16 protein-coding genes are annotated in these 18,357 nt (G+C 50.1%); 15 read left to right on the top strand and 1 reads right to left on the bottom strand.

Going from position 1 to position 18,357, the window contains the following annotated elements:
• Positions 1-390: 390 nt before the first annotated feature.
• The gene (locus EK22_RS03160; protein WP_020158273.1) at positions 391-1,332 is read right to left on the bottom strand and encodes a peptidoglycan DD-metalloendopeptidase family protein; all 942 of its coding nucleotides are present in this window, start codon (positions 1,330-1,332) and stop codon (positions 391-393) included.
• Positions 1,333-2,115: 783 nt separating this feature from the next.
• Between EK22_RS03160 and EK22_RS03150 the strand changes: the two genes are divergently transcribed.
• From EK22_RS03150 to EK22_RS03080, 15 genes are all read left to right on the top strand, one after another.
• Positions 2,116-3,015 (top strand): winged helix-turn-helix domain-containing protein, encoded by a 900-nt coding sequence (locus EK22_RS03150; RefSeq protein ID WP_051954427.1) that lies wholly within the window; start codon positions 2,116-2,118, stop codon positions 3,013-3,015.
• A gap of 774 nt (positions 3,016-3,789) precedes the next feature.
• Positions 3,790-4,434, top strand: a complete 645-nt coding sequence (locus tag EK22_RS03145) for a hypothetical protein (protein WP_152564994.1) — start codon at positions 3,790-3,792, stop codon at positions 4,432-4,434.
• Positions 4,435-4,556: 122 nt separating this feature from the next.
• Positions 4,557-4,919, top strand: a complete 363-nt coding sequence (locus EK22_RS03140) for a hypothetical protein (RefSeq protein ID WP_027147095.1) — start codon at positions 4,557-4,559, stop codon at positions 4,917-4,919.
• Between the two features lie 24 nt (positions 4,920-4,943).
• Entirely contained in the window at positions 4,944-5,633 is a 690-nt protein-coding gene (locus tag EK22_RS03135; RefSeq protein ID WP_020158267.1) for a C39 family peptidase, read from the top strand.
• 22 nt (positions 5,634-5,655) lie between these two features.
• On the top strand, positions 5,656-6,132 hold the full coding sequence (locus tag EK22_RS23005; protein ID WP_051961631.1) for a hypothetical protein: 477 nt from the start codon (positions 5,656-5,658) through the stop codon (positions 6,130-6,132).
• 436 nt (positions 6,133-6,568) lie between these two features.
• Positions 6,569-7,906, top strand: a complete 1,338-nt coding sequence (locus EK22_RS03125) for a transporter (RefSeq protein ID WP_027147094.1) — start codon at positions 6,569-6,571, stop codon at positions 7,904-7,906.
• Positions 7,907-8,060: 154 nt separating this feature from the next.
• On the top strand, positions 8,061-10,931 hold the full coding sequence (glnE, locus tag EK22_RS03120) for a bifunctional [glutamate--ammonia ligase]-adenylyl-L-tyrosine phosphorylase/[glutamate--ammonia-ligase] adenylyltransferase (protein WP_036247971.1): 2,871 nt from the start codon (positions 8,061-8,063) through the stop codon (positions 10,929-10,931).
• A gap of 44 nt (positions 10,932-10,975) precedes the next feature.
• Positions 10,976-11,899 (top strand): branched-chain amino acid transaminase, encoded by a 924-nt coding sequence (locus EK22_RS03115; protein ID WP_020158263.1) that lies wholly within the window; start codon positions 10,976-10,978, stop codon positions 11,897-11,899.
• The gene (waaF, locus tag EK22_RS03110) at positions 11,892-12,911 is read left to right on the top strand and encodes a lipopolysaccharide heptosyltransferase II (RefSeq protein ID WP_036247969.1); all 1,020 of its coding nucleotides are present in this window, start codon (positions 11,892-11,894) and stop codon (positions 12,909-12,911) included. The genes EK22_RS03115 and waaF overlap by 8 nt, the downstream gene beginning before the upstream one ends.
• Positions 12,912-12,922: 11 nt before the next feature.
• Complete coding sequence (waaC, locus tag EK22_RS03105) at positions 12,923-13,921, top strand: lipopolysaccharide heptosyltransferase I (RefSeq protein ID WP_036247966.1); 999 nt, start codon at positions 12,923-12,925, stop codon at positions 13,919-13,921.
• Between the two features lie 144 nt (positions 13,922-14,065).
• Positions 14,066-15,766, top strand: coding sequence for a type II secretion system ATPase GspE (gene gspE / locus EK22_RS03100; RefSeq protein WP_020158260.1), 1,701 nt, complete (start codon positions 14,066-14,068; stop codon positions 15,764-15,766).
• A 1-nt stretch (position 15,767) separates the two neighbouring features.
• Positions 15,768-16,985, top strand: coding sequence for a type II secretion system F family protein (locus tag EK22_RS03095; RefSeq protein WP_020158259.1), 1,218 nt, complete (start codon positions 15,768-15,770; stop codon positions 16,983-16,985).
• An 18-nt stretch (positions 16,986-17,003) separates the two neighbouring features.
• Positions 17,004-17,432, top strand: coding sequence for a type II secretion system major pseudopilin GspG (gene gspG / locus EK22_RS03090; protein ID WP_020158258.1), 429 nt, complete (start codon positions 17,004-17,006; stop codon positions 17,430-17,432).
• Positions 17,429-17,962 (top strand): GspH/FimT family protein, encoded by a 534-nt coding sequence (locus EK22_RS03085; protein ID WP_036247964.1) that lies wholly within the window; start codon positions 17,429-17,431, stop codon positions 17,960-17,962. Before gspG ends, EK22_RS03085 begins: the two co-directional genes overlap by 4 nt.
• Positions 17,955-18,353 carry a type IV pilus modification PilV family protein gene (locus EK22_RS03080; RefSeq protein ID WP_020158256.1) on the top strand — a complete coding sequence of 133 codons (399 nt, stop codon included), beginning with the start codon at positions 17,955-17,957 and terminating at the stop codon, positions 18,351-18,353. Before EK22_RS03085 ends, EK22_RS03080 begins: the two co-directional genes overlap by 8 nt.
• Positions 18,354-18,357: the final 4 nt, after the last annotated feature.

Here is an 18,357-nt window from a genome sequence, read left to right as displayed (position 1 = left end):
TCACAACGTGTTCCTGACAACTGTTCGAGTTTTAAAAAGTAGGCTGAAGCGATCTTTGCTGCATGACGATGTTATTAAATACACCTAAGTCGTGTCGGTCTACCTCAGCCTTTTTTCACTAGAATTCCTATTCTAATGAAAACGCGTTAAGTTGCTTGGTTTTAATCATACAAGTCGTGCTCACGCCCCTTACCTACATCCCTGTAGGCAACGCCGAAGGGGGACGGAAAGACAAGCCGGTTGCGGGTGCTAAAATTCACGTTCCTTAGTAATGGCTATGGAATAAATCAGGGAATTGTAGGTGCGAATTCATTCGCACTGTGCGGATAAGTCCGCACCTACACCGGAAATTCATCCGCGCACTTGAGGAAGTTATTTTGTGCGCGTTCCTTAGTTGCCGGCCATGGACGCGGCAATGCCTTTAAGCCAGGCTCCAGCGACCGGCTCTTCCGCCTGCCCCATGGCATTTGCAAAGGTAAAAGGCACGGAAACCAGTTTCATGCCCTTATTAATCTGTATGGCAAAATGCAAATGCGGGCCGGAAGTAAAGCCGGTGTTGCCGGAATAACCGAGCAATTGGCCGGCTATTACCTTCAAGCCAGGGTAAACCCGGGCTTTATCCTCTTCCAAATGGGCGTAAATCGCCATCGAGCCGTCGTCGTGCAAGATTCTGATGCTATTGGCTTTTGAGCTATAGGCTTCGTTAGGACCGCCTTTGTAAAAGTCATTGATGACTTCCATGACCATTCCCGATTTAGCTGCATAAACAGGTGTGCCTATCGGCATGACAATGTCCACCGCATATTTGTTCTGCTCATCGGTATGACTGAAATTGCCTTCGAAAGCCTGGGATATTTGAAACGAGGCACCCGGAGCAATCGGTGGCAAATAGCTTTCCATGGCCGTATATTCAGTTATAGGGGAGCCGATGGCGTAACGGTATTGAAGGGTAAAGCGCCAGGCTTCATTTTCATTAATTCCGCCTACTTCGAAAAGTGTCTCGGATTCCCCCGGTGCAATCACAAACCGCTGGGGAAGTTCCGGCAGTGCGCGGGCGTTTTCCTGTTCGGAAAAGCTGACTTCGACTTCCACGGGGCCAGCATAATCGTTGCGGATATAAAATTTTGGCTGCTTTTCGTCGGATTTCAAGAGCCAGACGCGTTGCTTGCTTGCCACTTTCATCTGCCTGACAGTTACCGGTTGCCCGGTTTTCGGTGGCTGGTCGGTAAAATGCCAGATGCCTTGCGCATCTTGAAATTTATAGAGTTTCTTACCCGTGGCAGTAAATGAAATTAACGTCAGCAGTATAAAAATTAATGTTGAAGGTTTCATATGTTACTCCAGGCCAAAATCAATCGACCTGCTCGTAAGCATTATATATGCTTCTTTTAAGGTCGAAACTGAAGTTTTGTAATTCAAATATAGTCTCAGCGCCTGGTAATCTTTCCGGCCTTATAAATTGTTAAGGAGTTTAGATAATACATGCTTTTTACTTGTCTATTTATATATCGGTTTGTGCCAGGAGTATAGAGAATGTGAAAGTATTCAATTTAAAGGGTTTAACCATGACGGACACGAATGCCATCAAGAGTGGAGGTGCTGGAATTGCGGCTGAAACAGCAATCGAGAGTGATTGGTCTTAAGTTACCGATTAACTTGATTTTATTCTTCGTGACTTTCGTGATCTTCGTGGTGAACAAGAATTTTCAGAGCGTTTTCATTAATTCTTTCAAAGTTTCTATAGTGTTAACCCTAACTAAGCAGTATTACTAATTATATTGATGATAGGTTTGAGTTATGATCCTTAAAAAACACCAAGTCTGAATTAAATTGAGACTAGTGTAAGCTTAATACAGGCAAGGGTAATCTGATAATCAGGTTATTTTTTGCATGGGCATGTCGATTTTATTTTCATAGTCACCAGAAGGATCTCCGGCAAATCGTTTACTCGGATCATAGTGAATTCAGAGTCTTACGGGAGGCGGGGACTTACGTATTTCATTTTTGCGTTGTTATTTGAAACTTATCAATAAATAATCAAAGGCTTATTTGTCTTTTTCCATAGGCTGCCGAGCTTAAGCTAGTGAAGTGGCTTAATGAAAAGTGAGATTAAATATGAATGCAAATCTTCAAATTTTATTTATCAGTACGGACCACTATTATCGGGGATTATTGAAAGGTTATTGTCATGCGCAGCACTATACTTTTCTTGAGCTGACGGATGATAAGAAAATCACTAAAGCGGTTTTTAAAACCCATTTGGATCTGATTATCCTGGATATGCGTTGGGCGGTGGTTTCATTGAAGAAAGACGATTGGCAAGCATTGCAGGAAATGATCATTAATCATCGTATACCGGTATGTGCACTACGTAATAAGGAATACAGTGCCGCACTGAAAGACAAACCAGATTCATGGATAGATACTTTCTTTGATGAGCCGCTTATTATTGAACAGCTTGACGGATATCTTCGGAAGAAATTCAATCAGCATGCCCATGTGCAAAACGAAAGACGAATGCAGGAAAGGCGCTCTGTGGCGGACCGGAGAGCGTTCCATCGCGATAAAAGTAGTGCATCACGGCAGCCGTTAGATGCGGTGCAATATGAAACGCTGACGAAAAGCGGAAATGGTGAATATGGGGTCGTCGGTCCTTTTCAGATTGATCGGCGTTTCAAAACTGTTTCGTTGCACGGTAAAAATATCGATCTTACTCGTAAGGAATTTGAATTGTTCGAGTTGCTGTCCAGGGATGTTGATCGCGTGCTGATGGCCGAAGAGATTATTCAGCATCTCTGGCCGGGAAATAACCGCGCAACCAAATCCGATCTTTATCAATACATGCACTTGCTACGGAAAAAGATCGAAGAAGATCCCGATAACCCGCAGTGGATTTTGACTGTTAAGGGTTTCGGGTACAGGCTGGATGCCCGGGGAGGTTCTGAAGGAAAAGACCCGGAAGAGAACTATACCGATCTAGGCCCATGGCGTTCCATTGTGCCCGCGGCGCAGTAGAAAATTTCCGTCAAGGCGTGACTAACATACAATAGTGGCCCGTGATCAAGCTTTGGGACTGCGCGAGGGACCGGTTGGATCTGTCAGGGCCTAATTAATTAACTTGCGTTCTTGCAAGGTTTGAATAGGCATAAAAATACTTTATCCCAGGCAAGCCGGGGTACAGGATTAACATAACCGCGCGCCGAGGAGATAAAGAAAATCGTCTGAATTCTTGAAGCAAAAAGCATTTTTATTACAGCCTCGTTTTTTCAGGTTGCAATAGCTATTGATATCGGTAATTTACGCATTCTGTAATGCCGATAATAATGGGGTCATGAAGGGGAAGAATAATTTTTGTTAGCCGCATAGTTCTGGAGTTAGCTGTTGTTGGCCGGTTTTTAAATATTCCGGGTTGATTTGTTCGATCGGGCAATGGTCCCTTAAATCATTATTTAAGAACTAACCCGAATGCTGAAAATGCCTTTGGATTGCTTAATGTCATTTAAATAAATACTGTCAGCTATGGGTATTCAAATTGCGCGGTATTTCTAGGATATTAGGATATTTCATTGGTAACCAGTTCGTATTTCCCGGAAAGGCAATAACTTATATATTGGCTTATTTTAAGTATTATTTTAGAGCAGTTCTATGGAAATTTAAGAGGTCTTGCTTGACACTATTAGTCGAGATAGCTGGTGGTTTAGCCGTTTTTATAACACGCGGATCCTACAGCTCATCCAAATTCATCAGAAAAATCTGATGGTCTTCTATCTAAAATATGGAGTCAAAGACATGAACCAATTCAAGAAAAAAATCTTAGCAGCAGGTATTCTGTTGGCTTTGGGGTCGGTTACGAGTGCATGGGCACAGCCTACTAACGAGATAGATGGTGATGAAAATACTATAACCTCAACATCAACCATAGATAACTCAGACAACAGTACGAACGATAACTCAAACAGCAGTACAAACAGCAGCAATAATACAGACGACAATTCGAACAACAGCACAAACAGCAGCAATAATACTGATGACAATTCGAACAACAGCATAAACAGCAGTAATAATACAGATGACAATTCGAACAGCAGCGTAAACAGCAGCAATAATACAGCCGACAATTCGAACAGCAGCACAAACGATAGCAATAACAGTACCGCCTCAGTTGGATCAGGAAACGGCTCTGCAGCCGCCAATGGCGGTGATGCTACTGCTGACTATAAGGTTAACGAATCAACCTTGGCCGGTACCGTTACAGGCACAGGCACCGCTCCTAACTGGTCCGGTGAAGATACTGCCACTTACACCGCCAGCAATAACATCACTGATGCGTTCAATGGCACCGCCGGTATTAACCAAATGGTACAAAACACTGGATCTGGTGCTCTGGTTCAGCAACAAGTTTCTTTTCAAGGCAACGTAAACGTCAACCAATAAACAAGCTATATAAGCTGAACGTTTAGCTTTAGTTGATGAAGTTTGCCGGTGAGCGAATGAGAGCTCGCCGGCTTTTACAGGTGCTGTAAATAACAAGTCTATATAACGGAATGGAGGATATTATGGATACGATTGTAAAGGCGGGTTTATTGACTCTCCTTGTCGCCCTGGCGCCAATCCGGGGGGCTACTGCTGATTCAACCGATGAGCAGAGTGATATGGCTTTTTTACAGGCTGACGCCGTATTACTTGAAGAGCTGGAAAATGAGCGAGGCCGTGAGGGCGTGGATTTCACGGCGCTTAATAACATGAACGTGCGGGCCACATTAAGCGGCAATGACGTCAATAATAGCGTTACGGGCTTCAATGTTATAAATTCAGGCGCATTTTCTGATTCAAGCGGCTTCAATTCAGTTATTCAAAATTCAGGTAACAATGTTGTGATTCAGGATGCGACTATCGTGAATGTGACAATCATGCCTTAAGAAGTTTATAGGACAGGACGCGGTATGAAACGATTGATCGTTACAGGCGTTTTTTTTATCTTGCCCGCATTCAGTAGTCATGCAGGCGCTATCGATTTTAACGGGATCGCGGGAGGCGGGAATTTCAGTATTCCTGTGACCAGTTTCGCGGAACGCCGATTCAAGACCGTCTACAGGCAACAATATGATTTTAGTTGCGGCTCGGCAACTTTAGCGAGTCTGTTGACTTATCATTACGGCGATGCCGTCGATGAACAAAGCGTATTTGTCGACATGTATCAAAATGGCGATCAACAGCTGATACAGAAAAAGGGATTTTCGTTATTGGATATGAAGTTTTATCTGGAGAGGCGAGGCTATCAGGCTAATGGATACAAAATCAACCTGGACCAGTTGAGTGACGCCAATGCCCCGGCTATTACCATTATCGATCATAAGGGCTATTTGCATTTTGTGATTATAAAAGGGCTCAATGATCGGGAAGTTCTGGTCGGCGACCCGGCTGTGGGCTTGAAAACGATACCCCGGGACGAGTTTCAGGAAATGTGGGGTAACCGAATTCTCTTTTTAATTAAGAATCAACCAAACAGAACGGCACGTTTTCAGGACAAGGAGGAGTGGGCGCTTCGGGCGAAGTCGCCGTCAGATACTGTAGTCGATCGATCCAGTTTAGGCGAATTCAATTTATTGCGGCCTGGACCTTGGGATTTTTAACGATTTGATTGAGGTTATCAAGATGAAAGACTATCGATTCAAGCCGTGCCGAAAATTTTCCAACATTATATTTTGGCTAATGGCAGGTTTTACTTGTCAGGCTTTGGCGGCTGATTTGCCGGCTGAGGCCGACAGGTCCTTCAGCAATTGGGAGAGTGCTCCCGATACCGACTTGGCGCAGTTGCGCGGCGGTTTTGTTTTGCCGAATGGGATAACCATTGATTTCAGTCTGGAGAAGGCGATTTATTTGAATGGTGAGCAAACTTTCACCTCTGTTTTTCAATTGCCTAATAACGCTGCGCTTTTTCAGAACGGCTCACAAAACCTGGCGTCTACTTGGGTTGGTAACGCATTGAATTCCGTGATCCAGAACAACCTGGACAATCAGGCTATTAAGACCCTTACCACGATTAATATTGATTTGGGGGGCTTGAAAAACTTGAATCGGGATATTAATGCCAACACTTTTCGCGATCTTGTCATGCCTTCCTTTCAATAACCGTATCACATTGCAGTGAATCAATTTAGCGCATCAATATAATGGCTTGAAACTTTCATATTGATTGTGAGGCCATCCCACGCACATTGGAAAATTCCCAATGCAATCAATTAAATCCAATTATCTCATACGGGTAAGTAATTTTACTTAAGTAAAACTGCTAATTGCCCGGTAATCGGTAAAAGAATATAAAAAAAGAAAATAAATTAACAATAACTATTCGTTGCCGGATTTCACGATGTACTTAATATTCTATATACCCATATTAAGCCAGATAGTTGAAAGGGGGATCAATTCCAGTCGTAGTTCATTCAAGCAGTACTTTCTATTTTAATTGCCGATCGCAACTTCATTCTTTTTGAAGTGGTTAGTAGTTTATTAAATCAGGGAAAGGCTGTTGTTTACTCTTATCAGTTATAAAATGGAAGTGAAATAAATGAAGTTAGCCAAAATTGGGAGTGTCAGATTTTCTCTCCTGGGGATTCTTAACGGATTTATTTTTAGCGTATTTGCGGTGTTTTATAGTGAGGGTTTTGCCGAAACCATCGCGCAAGGGGACGATTCCATTGAACAATACCGAAAGCTGTTTATCGAGCAGCAAAAAGAATTCGAGAAGCAGCGGCGAATCATTGCTGAACAGGGCAAGCAACTCCAGATATTAAAAGCGCGCCTTGATTCGTTATCAAACCAGGCGGACGGGAGTAAGCCGGCGCCCGTCAAAAAGGCGTCCAAGCCTCCAGTAGTGGCGACAGCCGCGAAACCAGCTAACCGGACAAAGTCGTCCAGCCCCCTTCCATCCAAGCCTGTTGGCCAGGCGCCCCCGGAAAAAAAAGAAAAACCAAAGCCGCCGGAGCTGCCCCGTTTAAGTGAGACTGTGGGCGGCGTATTAACCAGAAAGGGCAAACTCGTTATCGAGCCGGCGCTGGAATACGCGTATACCGATAATGACCGGGTATTTCTCGATGCTTTCACATTCCTTCCTGCCATTGCTATTGGCCTTATCGATCTTCGGCAAATTAAAAGACACAGCTTTATCGGCAGTCTGGGCGCCCGGTATGGCGCAACGGATCTGCTTGAGCTGGAATTTAAAATCCCCTATGTCTACCGGGAAGACATTCAGCGCTCACGGCCTGTGAGCATTGGCGCGGGCATTGATGAAACATTCAATGCCAACGGCTATGACATAGGTGATCTGGAGTTCGCGGCACGTTATCAGCTGACTGACGGAAACGGGGGATGGCCGATTCTCATCGGCAATTTAGTGGCTACGGTGCCGACAGGGAAAAGCCCGTTCGACGTAGAGTATGAGCTTGCCCAAGGCGTGCCGGGCGCGCAATTTCCAACGGAATTGCCGACCGGGGCCGGGTATTTCAGCCTGCAACCAAGTATTACGGCACTGTATCCAACCGATCCGGCCGTTTTTTTCGGTAATCTTAGCTACAGTTACAATGCCGAAACGACCGAGAGTATTGGCGATGTTGATCCTGGGGATACGTTAGGTTGGAGCTTTGGCCTCGGTTTTGGAATTAACGAGCGTTCATCGTTTAGCTTGGGGTACTCGCACAAGCATGTCTTTAATTCCAAAATTAATGACGTGCGTCTGGAAGGCAGCGAATTGGATATCGGCCAGCTGCTGGTGGGGTATTCGTTTAAATATTCGCCAAAAACGACTTTCAATTTATCGCTCGGCATAGGTACCACGGATGATGCGCAAGACGTTAAACTTAATTTCAGGATGCCGATGACTTTTGATTTTCTCTCGCCTGGTTCATAATCCGTCCGTTCCCATAAGCAGTGCAAGTTATGCCGCATCCCGTCCCTCTGTATAACATTTACTGATCGATTTTCACCACGCTTCGGACAAATACATCTTCTGAATCCGTTCATGTATTGGTTATCATGTGGTTTTCCAGGTTTGTGTGTCGATCATGTCTTTTATCAATAATCTCGCAACTGAATTTGCCTCATTACCCGAATCGCTAAAAACCAGCGTATCGTCATCCCTGGCGGCATGGTGGGAACGGCTCTCGGAGTCGGACCTGACTTTTCAGGCAACGCCGGAATTCACCTCTTCGCTGGTCAAGGTCTGGGGCTCGAGCTGTTTCGTTGCGGAAAGCTGTATGCGCCGGCCTGAAATAATCGTCGATCTGGTGAATTCGGGGGACCTGTTCCTAAGTTACGACGAGACGGGTTATCTTAACCGCTTGGCAAAGCTGTCGATCGATTCCGAAGCCTCGCTGATGATTGAATTGCGTCGTTTTCGTCGACGGGAAATGGTCAGGATTGCCTGGCGCGATTTGGCCGGATGGGCGGATTTGAACGAAACCCTGCATGAATTGTCGCTATTAGCCGATGCGTGCATTCAATATGCGCTGGATTTTCTTTATCGGAAAGCCTGTGAACTGCGCGGCACGCCTGTGCTGGCTGATGGCAGCCCGCAGCAATTGATTGTGTTGGGCATGGGCAAGCTGGGCGCTTACGAGCTGAATTATTCATCCGATATCGACCTGATTTTTGCCTATGCCGAAGACGGCGTTTTAAATGACCGAAAACAGACCACCTATGGCGATTTTTTTACCCGCCTGTGTCGGAGCCTGATCAAGGTGCTCGATGAGACTACTCCTGACGGCTTCGTGTTCAGGACGGATATCCGACTCAGGCCGTATGGCGACAGCGGCCCTGTCATTATGAATTTCGATGGCATGGAAATCTATTACCAGACCCAGGCCCGGGAATGGGAGCGATACGCCATGATCAAGGTCCGTCAGGTTGCGGGCGACTTTAACGCCGGCGCGCAACTGATGGCCATGCTGAAGCCGTTCGTGTACCGGCGATATCTCGATTACGGCGCTTTCGAGGAACTGCGCTCGTTAAAGTTGCAGATTATGCAGGAGCTGAAGCGCAAGGACCGCATGGAGAATATCAAGCTCGGTCCGGGCGGTATACGCGAAATCGAATTCATCGGCCAGGCCTTTCAGTTGATTCGCGGAGGCAACGAGCGGACACTGCAAAAGCGCGGCATCCTGGCTATTCTGCAGCGGCTCGGCGAGTTGAATCTGCTGACAAACAAAGATGCCGAAGAATTAATCGCGTCCTACCGCTTCCTGCGCCGGGTGGAAAACCATATTCAACAATACCAGGATCGGCAAACGCATGATTTGCCGACCGATCCGGCCGTGCGGGATGTTCTGGCCTATTCGCTGGACTATCTCGACTGGGCCACTTTTAAAGCCGATCTGGATCAGGTCAGAACCCAGGTGCACAATGTTTTTGATCAGGTTTTCTCACTGTCGAAAAAGGATGATGTCAACAGACGCGGTCAGAAGATCTGGAACTGTACGGCAGATGATGAAGAACTGGCTGATAATCTTAGAGAGTATGGTATCGACCAGGCCGATGAGATACTGGCCGCCATCAAGGCGTTTAAAAATTCGCTGGCTGTCAGAAGATTGACCGCCAAGGGCGCCGGCGTCCTCGACCGCCTGATGCCGCAATTGATAGAAGCCATGCCGCGGGTCAATAACCCCGATGAAACCCTAAAGCGCATCCTCAAGTTATTTGAAGCGGTTGCCGGCAGAAACGTTTATCTGGCGTTGCTGGCCGAAAATCCGGGCGCGCTGGCCCAATTGATCCGCCTGTCGTCGGCCAGTCCCTGGATCAGCGATTATCTGGCGATGTATCCAATTCTGTTCGATGAACTGCTCGATACGCGCTCGCTGTTTGAACCGCTGAAAAAAGCCGATCTTGATGCGCAATTGAAGATTTTGCTGGCGCAAATAGAGATTCAGGACCTGGAACAACTGATGATTGTGTTGCGGCAATTCAAGCAGTTGAATGTGCTCAGGGTTGCGTCAGCCGATATCATGGGCGCCATTCCGTTGATGGTGGTCAGCGATTACCTGACCTATATTGCCGAATGCATCGTCGAGCATGTCGTCGAGCGCGCATGGCTGATGCTGACTGAAAAACACGGTTTTCCGCCCGGCAGCGATAATAAAGCCATCGGCTTTGCCGTGTTCGGTTTCGGCAAGCTGGGCGGTATCGAGCTGGGTTACGGTTCCGATCTGGATATGGTGTTTTTGTATGACTGCGAAGACGGCAATGCCTTGACCGACGGTCCGAAGCCGATTCCAAGCATGCAGTTTTACGGACGCCTGGGGCTGAAAGTCCGGCACATACTCGATACCAAGCTATTATCCGGCGTGCTTTATGATGTCGATATGCGCCTGCGGCCCAGCGGTAATTCGGGGCTTCTGGTCAGCCATATCAACGCTTACGAGGACTATTTAAGAAACCAGGCCTGGACCTGGGAACATCAGGCGCTGGTCCGGGGGCGTTTCATCGCCGGCGATCCGGCGCTCAAGGAACACTATGAAGCCATCCGGCGCCGGATCTTGAGCCTGCCGCGCGACACCGAACGGTTGAAAAAGGAAGTCCGGGAAATGCGCGAAAAGATGCGCGCCGCATTGGTTCCGGCCGCGGCGGACAAGTTTGACCTAAAACAAAGCAAAGGCGGTATTGCGGATATTGAGTTTATAGTACAATTCGGCGTTTTAGATCAGGCGTCGAAAAACGTCGCATTGACTACCTATACGGACAATATCAGGCTGCTGGACGGCTTGCAGGCGCAAGGCTTTGTGTCTAAAGACCAGGCGGAAACGCTTAAAGCCGTGTACTGTGCCTATCGTGATTATGGTCATAAACTGGTTTTACAAGGCGATCGTGCCGTTATCGATGAAACTGAAATTGCCGGGATGAAGGCTCGGGTCGAACAACTATGGCACGATTTTATGGAATAAAAATCAAGCAATTATAAACACACACTAATGTTGGAGAACAAACAATGACGATGGACGATAGAGACGGCGTTATTTGGCTGGATGGGCAATGGGTTGAATGGCGGGAAGCTAAAGTCCATGTATTGACGCATACCTTGCATTACGGCCTGGGTGTCTTCGAAGGCCTGAGAGCCTATAAGACGGAAAAAGGCACGGCGATATTCAGAATGGCGGAGCACACGGATCGCTTGTTCCGCTCGGCGCATGTCATGAACATGAAAATGCCTTATAGCAAGGAAGAGCTTAATCAGGCGCATCGCGATGCGGTCGCCAAAAATAACCTGGACAGCGCTTACATCCGCAGCATGTGCTTCTACGGCTCGGAAGGCATGGGGCTGCGAGCCGATAACCTGAAAGTTCACGTCATGGTCGCGGCCTGGTCATGGGGCGCTTATCTGGGGGCCGACAGCATTGAAAACGGCATCCGCATCCGCACCTCTTCCTATACCAAAAACCATATCAACAGCACCATGTGCAAGGCCAAGGCCAACGGCAACTATATCAACTCCATCCTGGCATTACAGGAAGCGTTGGCCAGCGGCTATGACGAAGCGCTGCTGCTGGACCACGAGGGCTATGCGGCCGAAGGCAGCGCCGAAAACCTGTTCATCGTGCGCAACGGCAAGATCTACACGCCGGAAACCACTTCGGCGCTGGAAGGCATTACCCGCGATACGATTATCACGATCGCCAGGGAGCAAGGCCTGGAACTGATCGAAAAACGCATTACCCGCGATGAGATCTATGTCGCCGACGAGGCGTTCTTTACCGGTTCGGCCGCCGAAGTCACGCCGATCAGGGAGCTGGATGGAAGAATCATCGGCAGCGGCAGTCGCGGTCCGGTGACAGAGAAACTGCAGTCTCTGTATTTCGACTACGTGCATGGCCGCCGGGACGATCACGCCGATTGGTTGACTAACGTTGCCTGACAGTAAAGCCGCGAAGATTCTGGTCGTCGGCCCGTCCTGGGTCGGCGACATGGTCATGGCGCAAAGCCTGTTCATCACGCTGAAACAGGCTGAGCCAGAGCGCCGGATCGATGTGCTGGCGCCGGCATGGACTTTTTCCCTGCTGGAACGCATGCCGGAAGTGGCCTCGGCTATCGCCATGCCGTTGACGCACGGCCAGTTCGGCTTGATGGATCGTATCAGGCTGGGCCGGCAGTTGCGCTCGGCAGGCTACAATCAGGCCATTCTGCTGCCTAATTCCTGGAAGTCGGCCTTAACGCCTTTTTTTGCCGATATCCCCGTGCGTACCGGTTACGTCGGCGAATGCCGCTGGGGCTTGCTCAACGACGCCCGCAAATTGGATAAAAAACGGCTGACCATGACCGTGCAGCGCTTTGTGGCGCTGGGCCTGCCGAAAACGGCGTCCTTGCCGCCCGATTATCCGGTGCCGCGCATCGTGATTGACGCGGACAGGCAGCGGCAGGTGATCGAAAAATTCAACCTGGTGCCGTCGGAAAAAATCCTGGCCTTGTGCCCCGGCGCCGAATACGGGCCTGCCAAGCGCTGGCCGGCCGGCTATTATGCCGAGGTGGCAAGGCAAAAAATCGCGCAGGGCTGGCAGGTCTGGCTGTTCGGCTCCGACAAGGACAAGGACGCCGCGGAAAGCATCAACCAAGAAACCGGGCGGCAGTGCATCGATTTCAGTGGTCGCACGTCACTGGCCGAAGCGGTCGATTTGCTGTCGCTGGCCAACACCGTCGTGACCAATGACTCGGGCTTGATGCATGTGGCCGCCGCGCTGGACAGGAAAACAGTGGCAGTATACGGTTCCTCGGACCCCGGCTTTACGCCGCCGCTTAATCAACAAGCCCGAGTCCTGTCATTGAATCTTGAATGCGCGCCCTGTTTCAAGCGCGAGTGCCCGCAGGGGCATACGCGCTGCCTGACTGAAATCCGGCCCGGCCAGGTACTCGACCTGATAACCGCGGACTGAGCAGGCCGGTTGTGAGAATTGCCATTGTCAAACTGTCCGCCCTGGGTGATATCGTGCATGCCATGGCGGCGCTGCAATTCATTAAGGCCGCTCTGCCCGATAGTCGCATAGACTGGATCGTGGAGGAGCGCTTTGCCGGCGTTTTGCACGACAATCCCGATATCGATAACATCTTGACGGTTAATCTTAAGTCGTTAAAAATCAATAAGATGGCTTTTTTTAAGCAGTTCAAAACAATTCGCGGTTATACTGGCAACCATTATGATCTGGTGATTGATGCGCAGGGTCTGATCAAATCGGCGGTTACGGCCAGGCTGCTGGGTAAACACGTTGCCGGTTTCGATGCCGACTCGATCAGGGAAAAAGCCGCTTCCTGGTTTTATGATGTTAAAGTGGCTTGCGCTTACGATGCCAATACCATCGACCGGAATGCCACGGTGCTGTCGGAACCTTTAGACATCCGCATCAGCAGGGAGCAAATTCTCGGGAAAAAGCCGTTTTTGTTTTACCGTCATGAAGATCAAGGCCTCTATGATTATTTGCGGCAGGATCGGCGCAATATTGTGCTGGTCATCGGTTCTACCTGGGAAAGCCGGAACTATCCGGCCGACAAATTTGTAAAAATAGCCGAAGCGATGCAGCAAAACTGTCTGGTCGTCTGGGGCAATGAGCAGGAGAAAATCACTGCCGATGCGATGGCCGCGCAGACGTGCCATATCCGTGTCATGCCGAAACTGGATCTGAACAGTCTAAAGGCCCTGATTGCCAGGGCCGACCTGCTGATCGGCAACGACACGGGGCCGACGCATATGGCCTGGGCCCTGAACAGACCATCCATCACGATTTTCGGTCCGACGCCGGTCAGTCGCGTGTATCAGACCGATATCAACAAAGTGGTTAAATCGGCGTCAATCGTTAATCCCTATAAATTGAACAAACAGGATTATTCGATCAGGGAGATCGGCGAACATGAAATTATCGATAAGGCCCGCGCTTTATTGGGCCTGTGAGTAAAACTAAGGAAACGACAGTTTAAACGCAACACCAGGGGTTGAAAGCCGGGGCCCGGTTGATTTATAAGAAAACCTGCCGGTGAGCCGGATTTATTTAACAGCAAGGCTATATGCTCGCAAGCACAGGCGAGACAGAATCATATGACAGAGCAAGCAAGCGCATACCAGGATTTACTGAAATCGCTACAGGCCAAGGATAAACTGTCGGCCGCGGAATTGAACAAAGTAGAGCGCATAAAGAAAACGGCCGTCTCGGAAAACCTGCCGCAACTGCTGGTCAAGCTGGGCTTGTGTTCCGAACTCGATGTGGCCGATGCGTTTGTCGAATCTGGAGAGTTTGAGAAGGTGACGGCTGATCAGTATCCGCTGGAGATGCAATTGCCGGAAAGCGTCTCCCTGCGGTTTTTAAAGCAGCACCATGTCATCGGCATCGATAATAATGATGATGCCATCACGGTCACGATGATGGACCCTGAAGACCAGTTTGTGATCGATGCCCTGAAGCTGGCGACCGGCAAAGCGATCATCCCCAAAGTCGGATTGCTGTCGGAAATCGATGCGGCGCTGGAAATCCAGTACGGCGAGGGCCGCTCGCAGATGGACAGGATCGTCGATGACCTCAAATTCGATGACGCGGCAGAGGAAGACCTAGAGCATTTGAAAGACCTGGCCAGTGAAGCGCCGGTCATCAAAATGGTCAACCTGATCATGCAGCGCGCCATCGAGATGCGCGCGTCGGATATCCATATCGAGCCGTTCGAGCAGACCCTGAAAGTCAGGCTGCGTATTGATGGCGTACTGCAGGATATCAATGCGCCGCCCGTTAAATCGACGGCCGCCGTTATTTCACGTATCAAGATCATGGCGAAGCTGAACATCGCCGAACGCCGCCTGCCGCAGGATGGCCGCATCAAGGTGCAAATGCTCGGCAAGGAGCTGGACCTGCGCGTGTCGACCATTCCGACGATGTACGGTGAAAGTGTCGTGATCCGGTTGCTCGATAAGGAAAGTACTGTATTCGATTTCGAGTCACTGGGCTTTTCCGGCAATCACTTGTATCAGTTTGTCGACGTGTTGGCGCAGCCGCACGGCATCATCCTGATTACCGGTCCAACCGGCAGCGGCAAATCGACCTCGCTGTATGCGGCTCTGAAGCTGCTGAATACCTCCGAGCGCAAGATCATTACGGTCGAAGACCCGGTGGAATATCAGCTGGAAGGCATCAACCAGATTCAGGCCAAGCCGCAGATCGGCTTGACTTTCGCTTCAGCGTTGCGTTCCATCGTCCGGCAGGACCCCGATGTCATCATGATCGGCGAGATGCGTGACCTGGAGACGGCGAAAATCGCCGTGCAGTCGGCGCTGACCGGGCATTTGGTATTGTCGACCCTGCATACCAACGATGCCGCCGGCGGTATCACGCGTTTGCTGGATATGGGATTGGAGGAATATCTGCTCACGTCCACCGTCAACGGCATATTGGCGCAACGACTGGTCAGAAAGCTGTGCCCCGAATGTAAGGAGTCTTACGTTGCATCGCCCCTTGTTGTCGAAGACAGGCATTTGCGCCGTTTCGTGCCTGAAGGCGATGTCGTCTTGTACAAGCCGGTCGGTTGCCCGGCCTGCGGCGGGCTGGGTTATCGTGGGCGTCTGGCCATTATCGAATTCCTGCCGATGACCGATCCGATCCGGAAGCTGATCATGGCGCACGAGGAGGCCGGCGCCATTCAGAAGCTGGCTATCGAACAAGGCATGACCACCATGAGCGATGACGGTCTGCGCAAGGCCATAGAAGGCATCACGACCCTGGAGGAAGTGATGCGCGTAACCGCGGAAAGCTGACATGGCGTTATTTTCCTACAAGGCGATCAACAGCCTCGGCGAGACCGAGGAAGGCGTTCGCGACGCCGTCGACGAGCCGCTTCTGATTGCGGCGCTGCAAGCGGAAGGCTACATACCGATTCGCGTGGCGCCGGCCAGCGCCAGATCGTTCCTTGGATTCAGGCTGGGCGCCAGGCAGTCGCATCTGTCGCAAAAAGAGGTCGGCTTATTGACCGGTGAGCTGGCGACCTTGCTGGAATCCGGCTTGCCGCTGGACCGGTCTCTGTCGGTATTGATGGACTTGACGGCAGACAACGAGCGCCTGAGCAGGCTGATCGGACGGGTTCTGGAGCAAGTCAAAGGCGGTTCTTCCCTGGCCGATGCGCTGGAGAAACAGGCCGGCGTGTTTACCAAGTTCTATATCAACATGATCCGCGCCGGCGAGGCGGGCGGCAGCCTGGGCGAAGTATTGACGCGGCTGTCGGAGTATCTGGAGCGCTCTCGCGAACTGAAGGATACGATCAGCACCGCGTTGATCTACCCGGTGATATTGCTGGTGATGTCGTTGGCCTCCTTGTTCGTGATGCTGACATTCGTCGTCCCGCAATTTACCGAGATGTTCGAAAGCGCCGGCAAGGCCTTGCCGGTGCCGACCCAGATCGTCGTCGGTTTGGCGGAATGGCTGCAAAGCTACTGGTGGACGCTGGCGCTCATTGCCGTCTTTGTGTACGGTTATGCAAATTATCAGTTGGCCAATCCGGTGACTAAAAAGGTCTGGGACCGGCGCTTTTTGTCCATGCCGCTGTTCGGCAGCATCATCCTGAACAAGGAAACCGCCAACATCAGCCGTACCCTGGGAACTTTGCTGGGCAACGGTGTTTCAATATTGACTGCTCTGGCTATAGCACGTGAAACCGTCGATAACCTGGCATTGGCTGAGGTATGCGCCGACGCCGAGGAACAGTTAAAGCAGGGCAGGAACATGTCGGATGCTTTACTGGAAAAGGGCGTATTGCCCAAAATGGCCATGCAGATGATAAAAATGGGCGAGGAAACGGGGCGCCTGGAAGAAATGCTCCTGCGCGTGGCGACTATTTATGATAAACAGCTTAGGGTAGCGATACAGCGCATGCTGGCACTGCTTGAGCCGGCTTTAATCATTACCCTGGGGGTCATGATCGCGGGTATTATCGTGTCGATTTTGCTGGCTATTTTAAGCGTTAATGATTTAGCTTTTTAATAAGGAAAACCTTCTACAATGAAATCATACAGAAACCGTGCACAAACTGGCTTTACCTTGCTTGAACTGCTGGTCGTGCTGGGCATTATCGCCCTGCTGGCCGGCATAGTCGGGCCACAGGTCATGAAACATATGGGCGAATCCAAAACCAAAGCGGCCCGCGTTCAGGTTGAGGATCTGGCCGCGGCGCTGGATATGTATAAACTGGATTTGGGTGTTTATCCGACTACCGAGCAGGGATTGAAAGCACTGATCGAATCGCCGGACAGCGCAAAACGCTGGAATGGCCCTTATCTGCGCAAATCCAAAATGCCATTGGACCCCTGGCAGCAGGAATACCATTATGTATCTCCGGGCGAACACGGCAAATTTGACCTGTTCACGCTAGGCGCGGACGGTAAGGAAGGCGGCGAAGGCGAAGATCAGGATATCGTCAGCTGGGAATGATGCATCAGTTCCGATGCTCAGGGGGCAAGGAAAAAACAGCCGATGGCCTGCGTCGTGCCCCTTGCGCCTTGTCCTTGAGCAGCGGGTTTACGCTGCTTGAGCTGGTGGTTGTGCTTTTTATCGTGGTTCTCGGCTTTTCAATGATCGCGTTTAATCTGTCGGCGGGGCGGGAGTCGGCAGAGCTGCGGGCCGCGGCAAGGGATATCGTATCGGCATTGCGCTATGCGAGAGGACAAGCCTTGCTTTCCCATCAGCAGACCACCGTTACCCTTGACCTTGGCGAAAACAGCTACTGGGTCAGCAGCCGGGATAAGGTATACGGTCTTCCTGATTCTATTGATATCACGCTGGTTACGGCACAAGACGAGTTGACCGGCGATGGCCAGGGCAATATACGTTTTTTTGCCGATGGTTCGTCGACAGGCGGAAGAGTGACGCTGGAGCAGGGCAATTTTGCCTGGCGCATCGATATCAATTGGCTGACCGGCCAGATCGACCTGGACGATACCGGTGACGGCGCTCATGAATAAACAGCAGGGATTTTCGCTACTGGAAATACTGATTGCGTTTTCGATAATGGCGCTGTCGCTGGGCATTCTGCTGAAGATATTTTCCGGCGGCGTCAATACGGCGTCCGTGGCCGAAGAATACACGACCGCCGTGCAGATTGCCGAGTCGCTTCTGGTTCAAACAGGCGTGGAAACACCGTTGCAGCAGGGCGAGATGTCGGGCGTGGAAAATGATAGGTTTTATTGGCTGGTTTCGGTCAGCCCGTACACGTCGATGATGGAAGATTTCGATCCGGCATTGTCAACGACGGCGCTTTTCCAGGTTAAGGTCATGGTAACTTGGGGCGATGACCGCGCGAACGACCGGCAGGTCGAATTAACCACCTTAAGACTCGTCAATAAAGCGCTATGAGGGG

Source organism: Methylobacter sp. BBA5.1, from assembly GCF_000746145.1.
Lineage (GTDB): Bacteria > Pseudomonadota > Gammaproteobacteria > Methylococcales > Methylomonadaceae > Methylobacter > Methylobacter marinus.
Note: the sequence above shows the minus strand (reverse complement) of the source record. Positions and strands in the feature narration are given on the sequence as shown.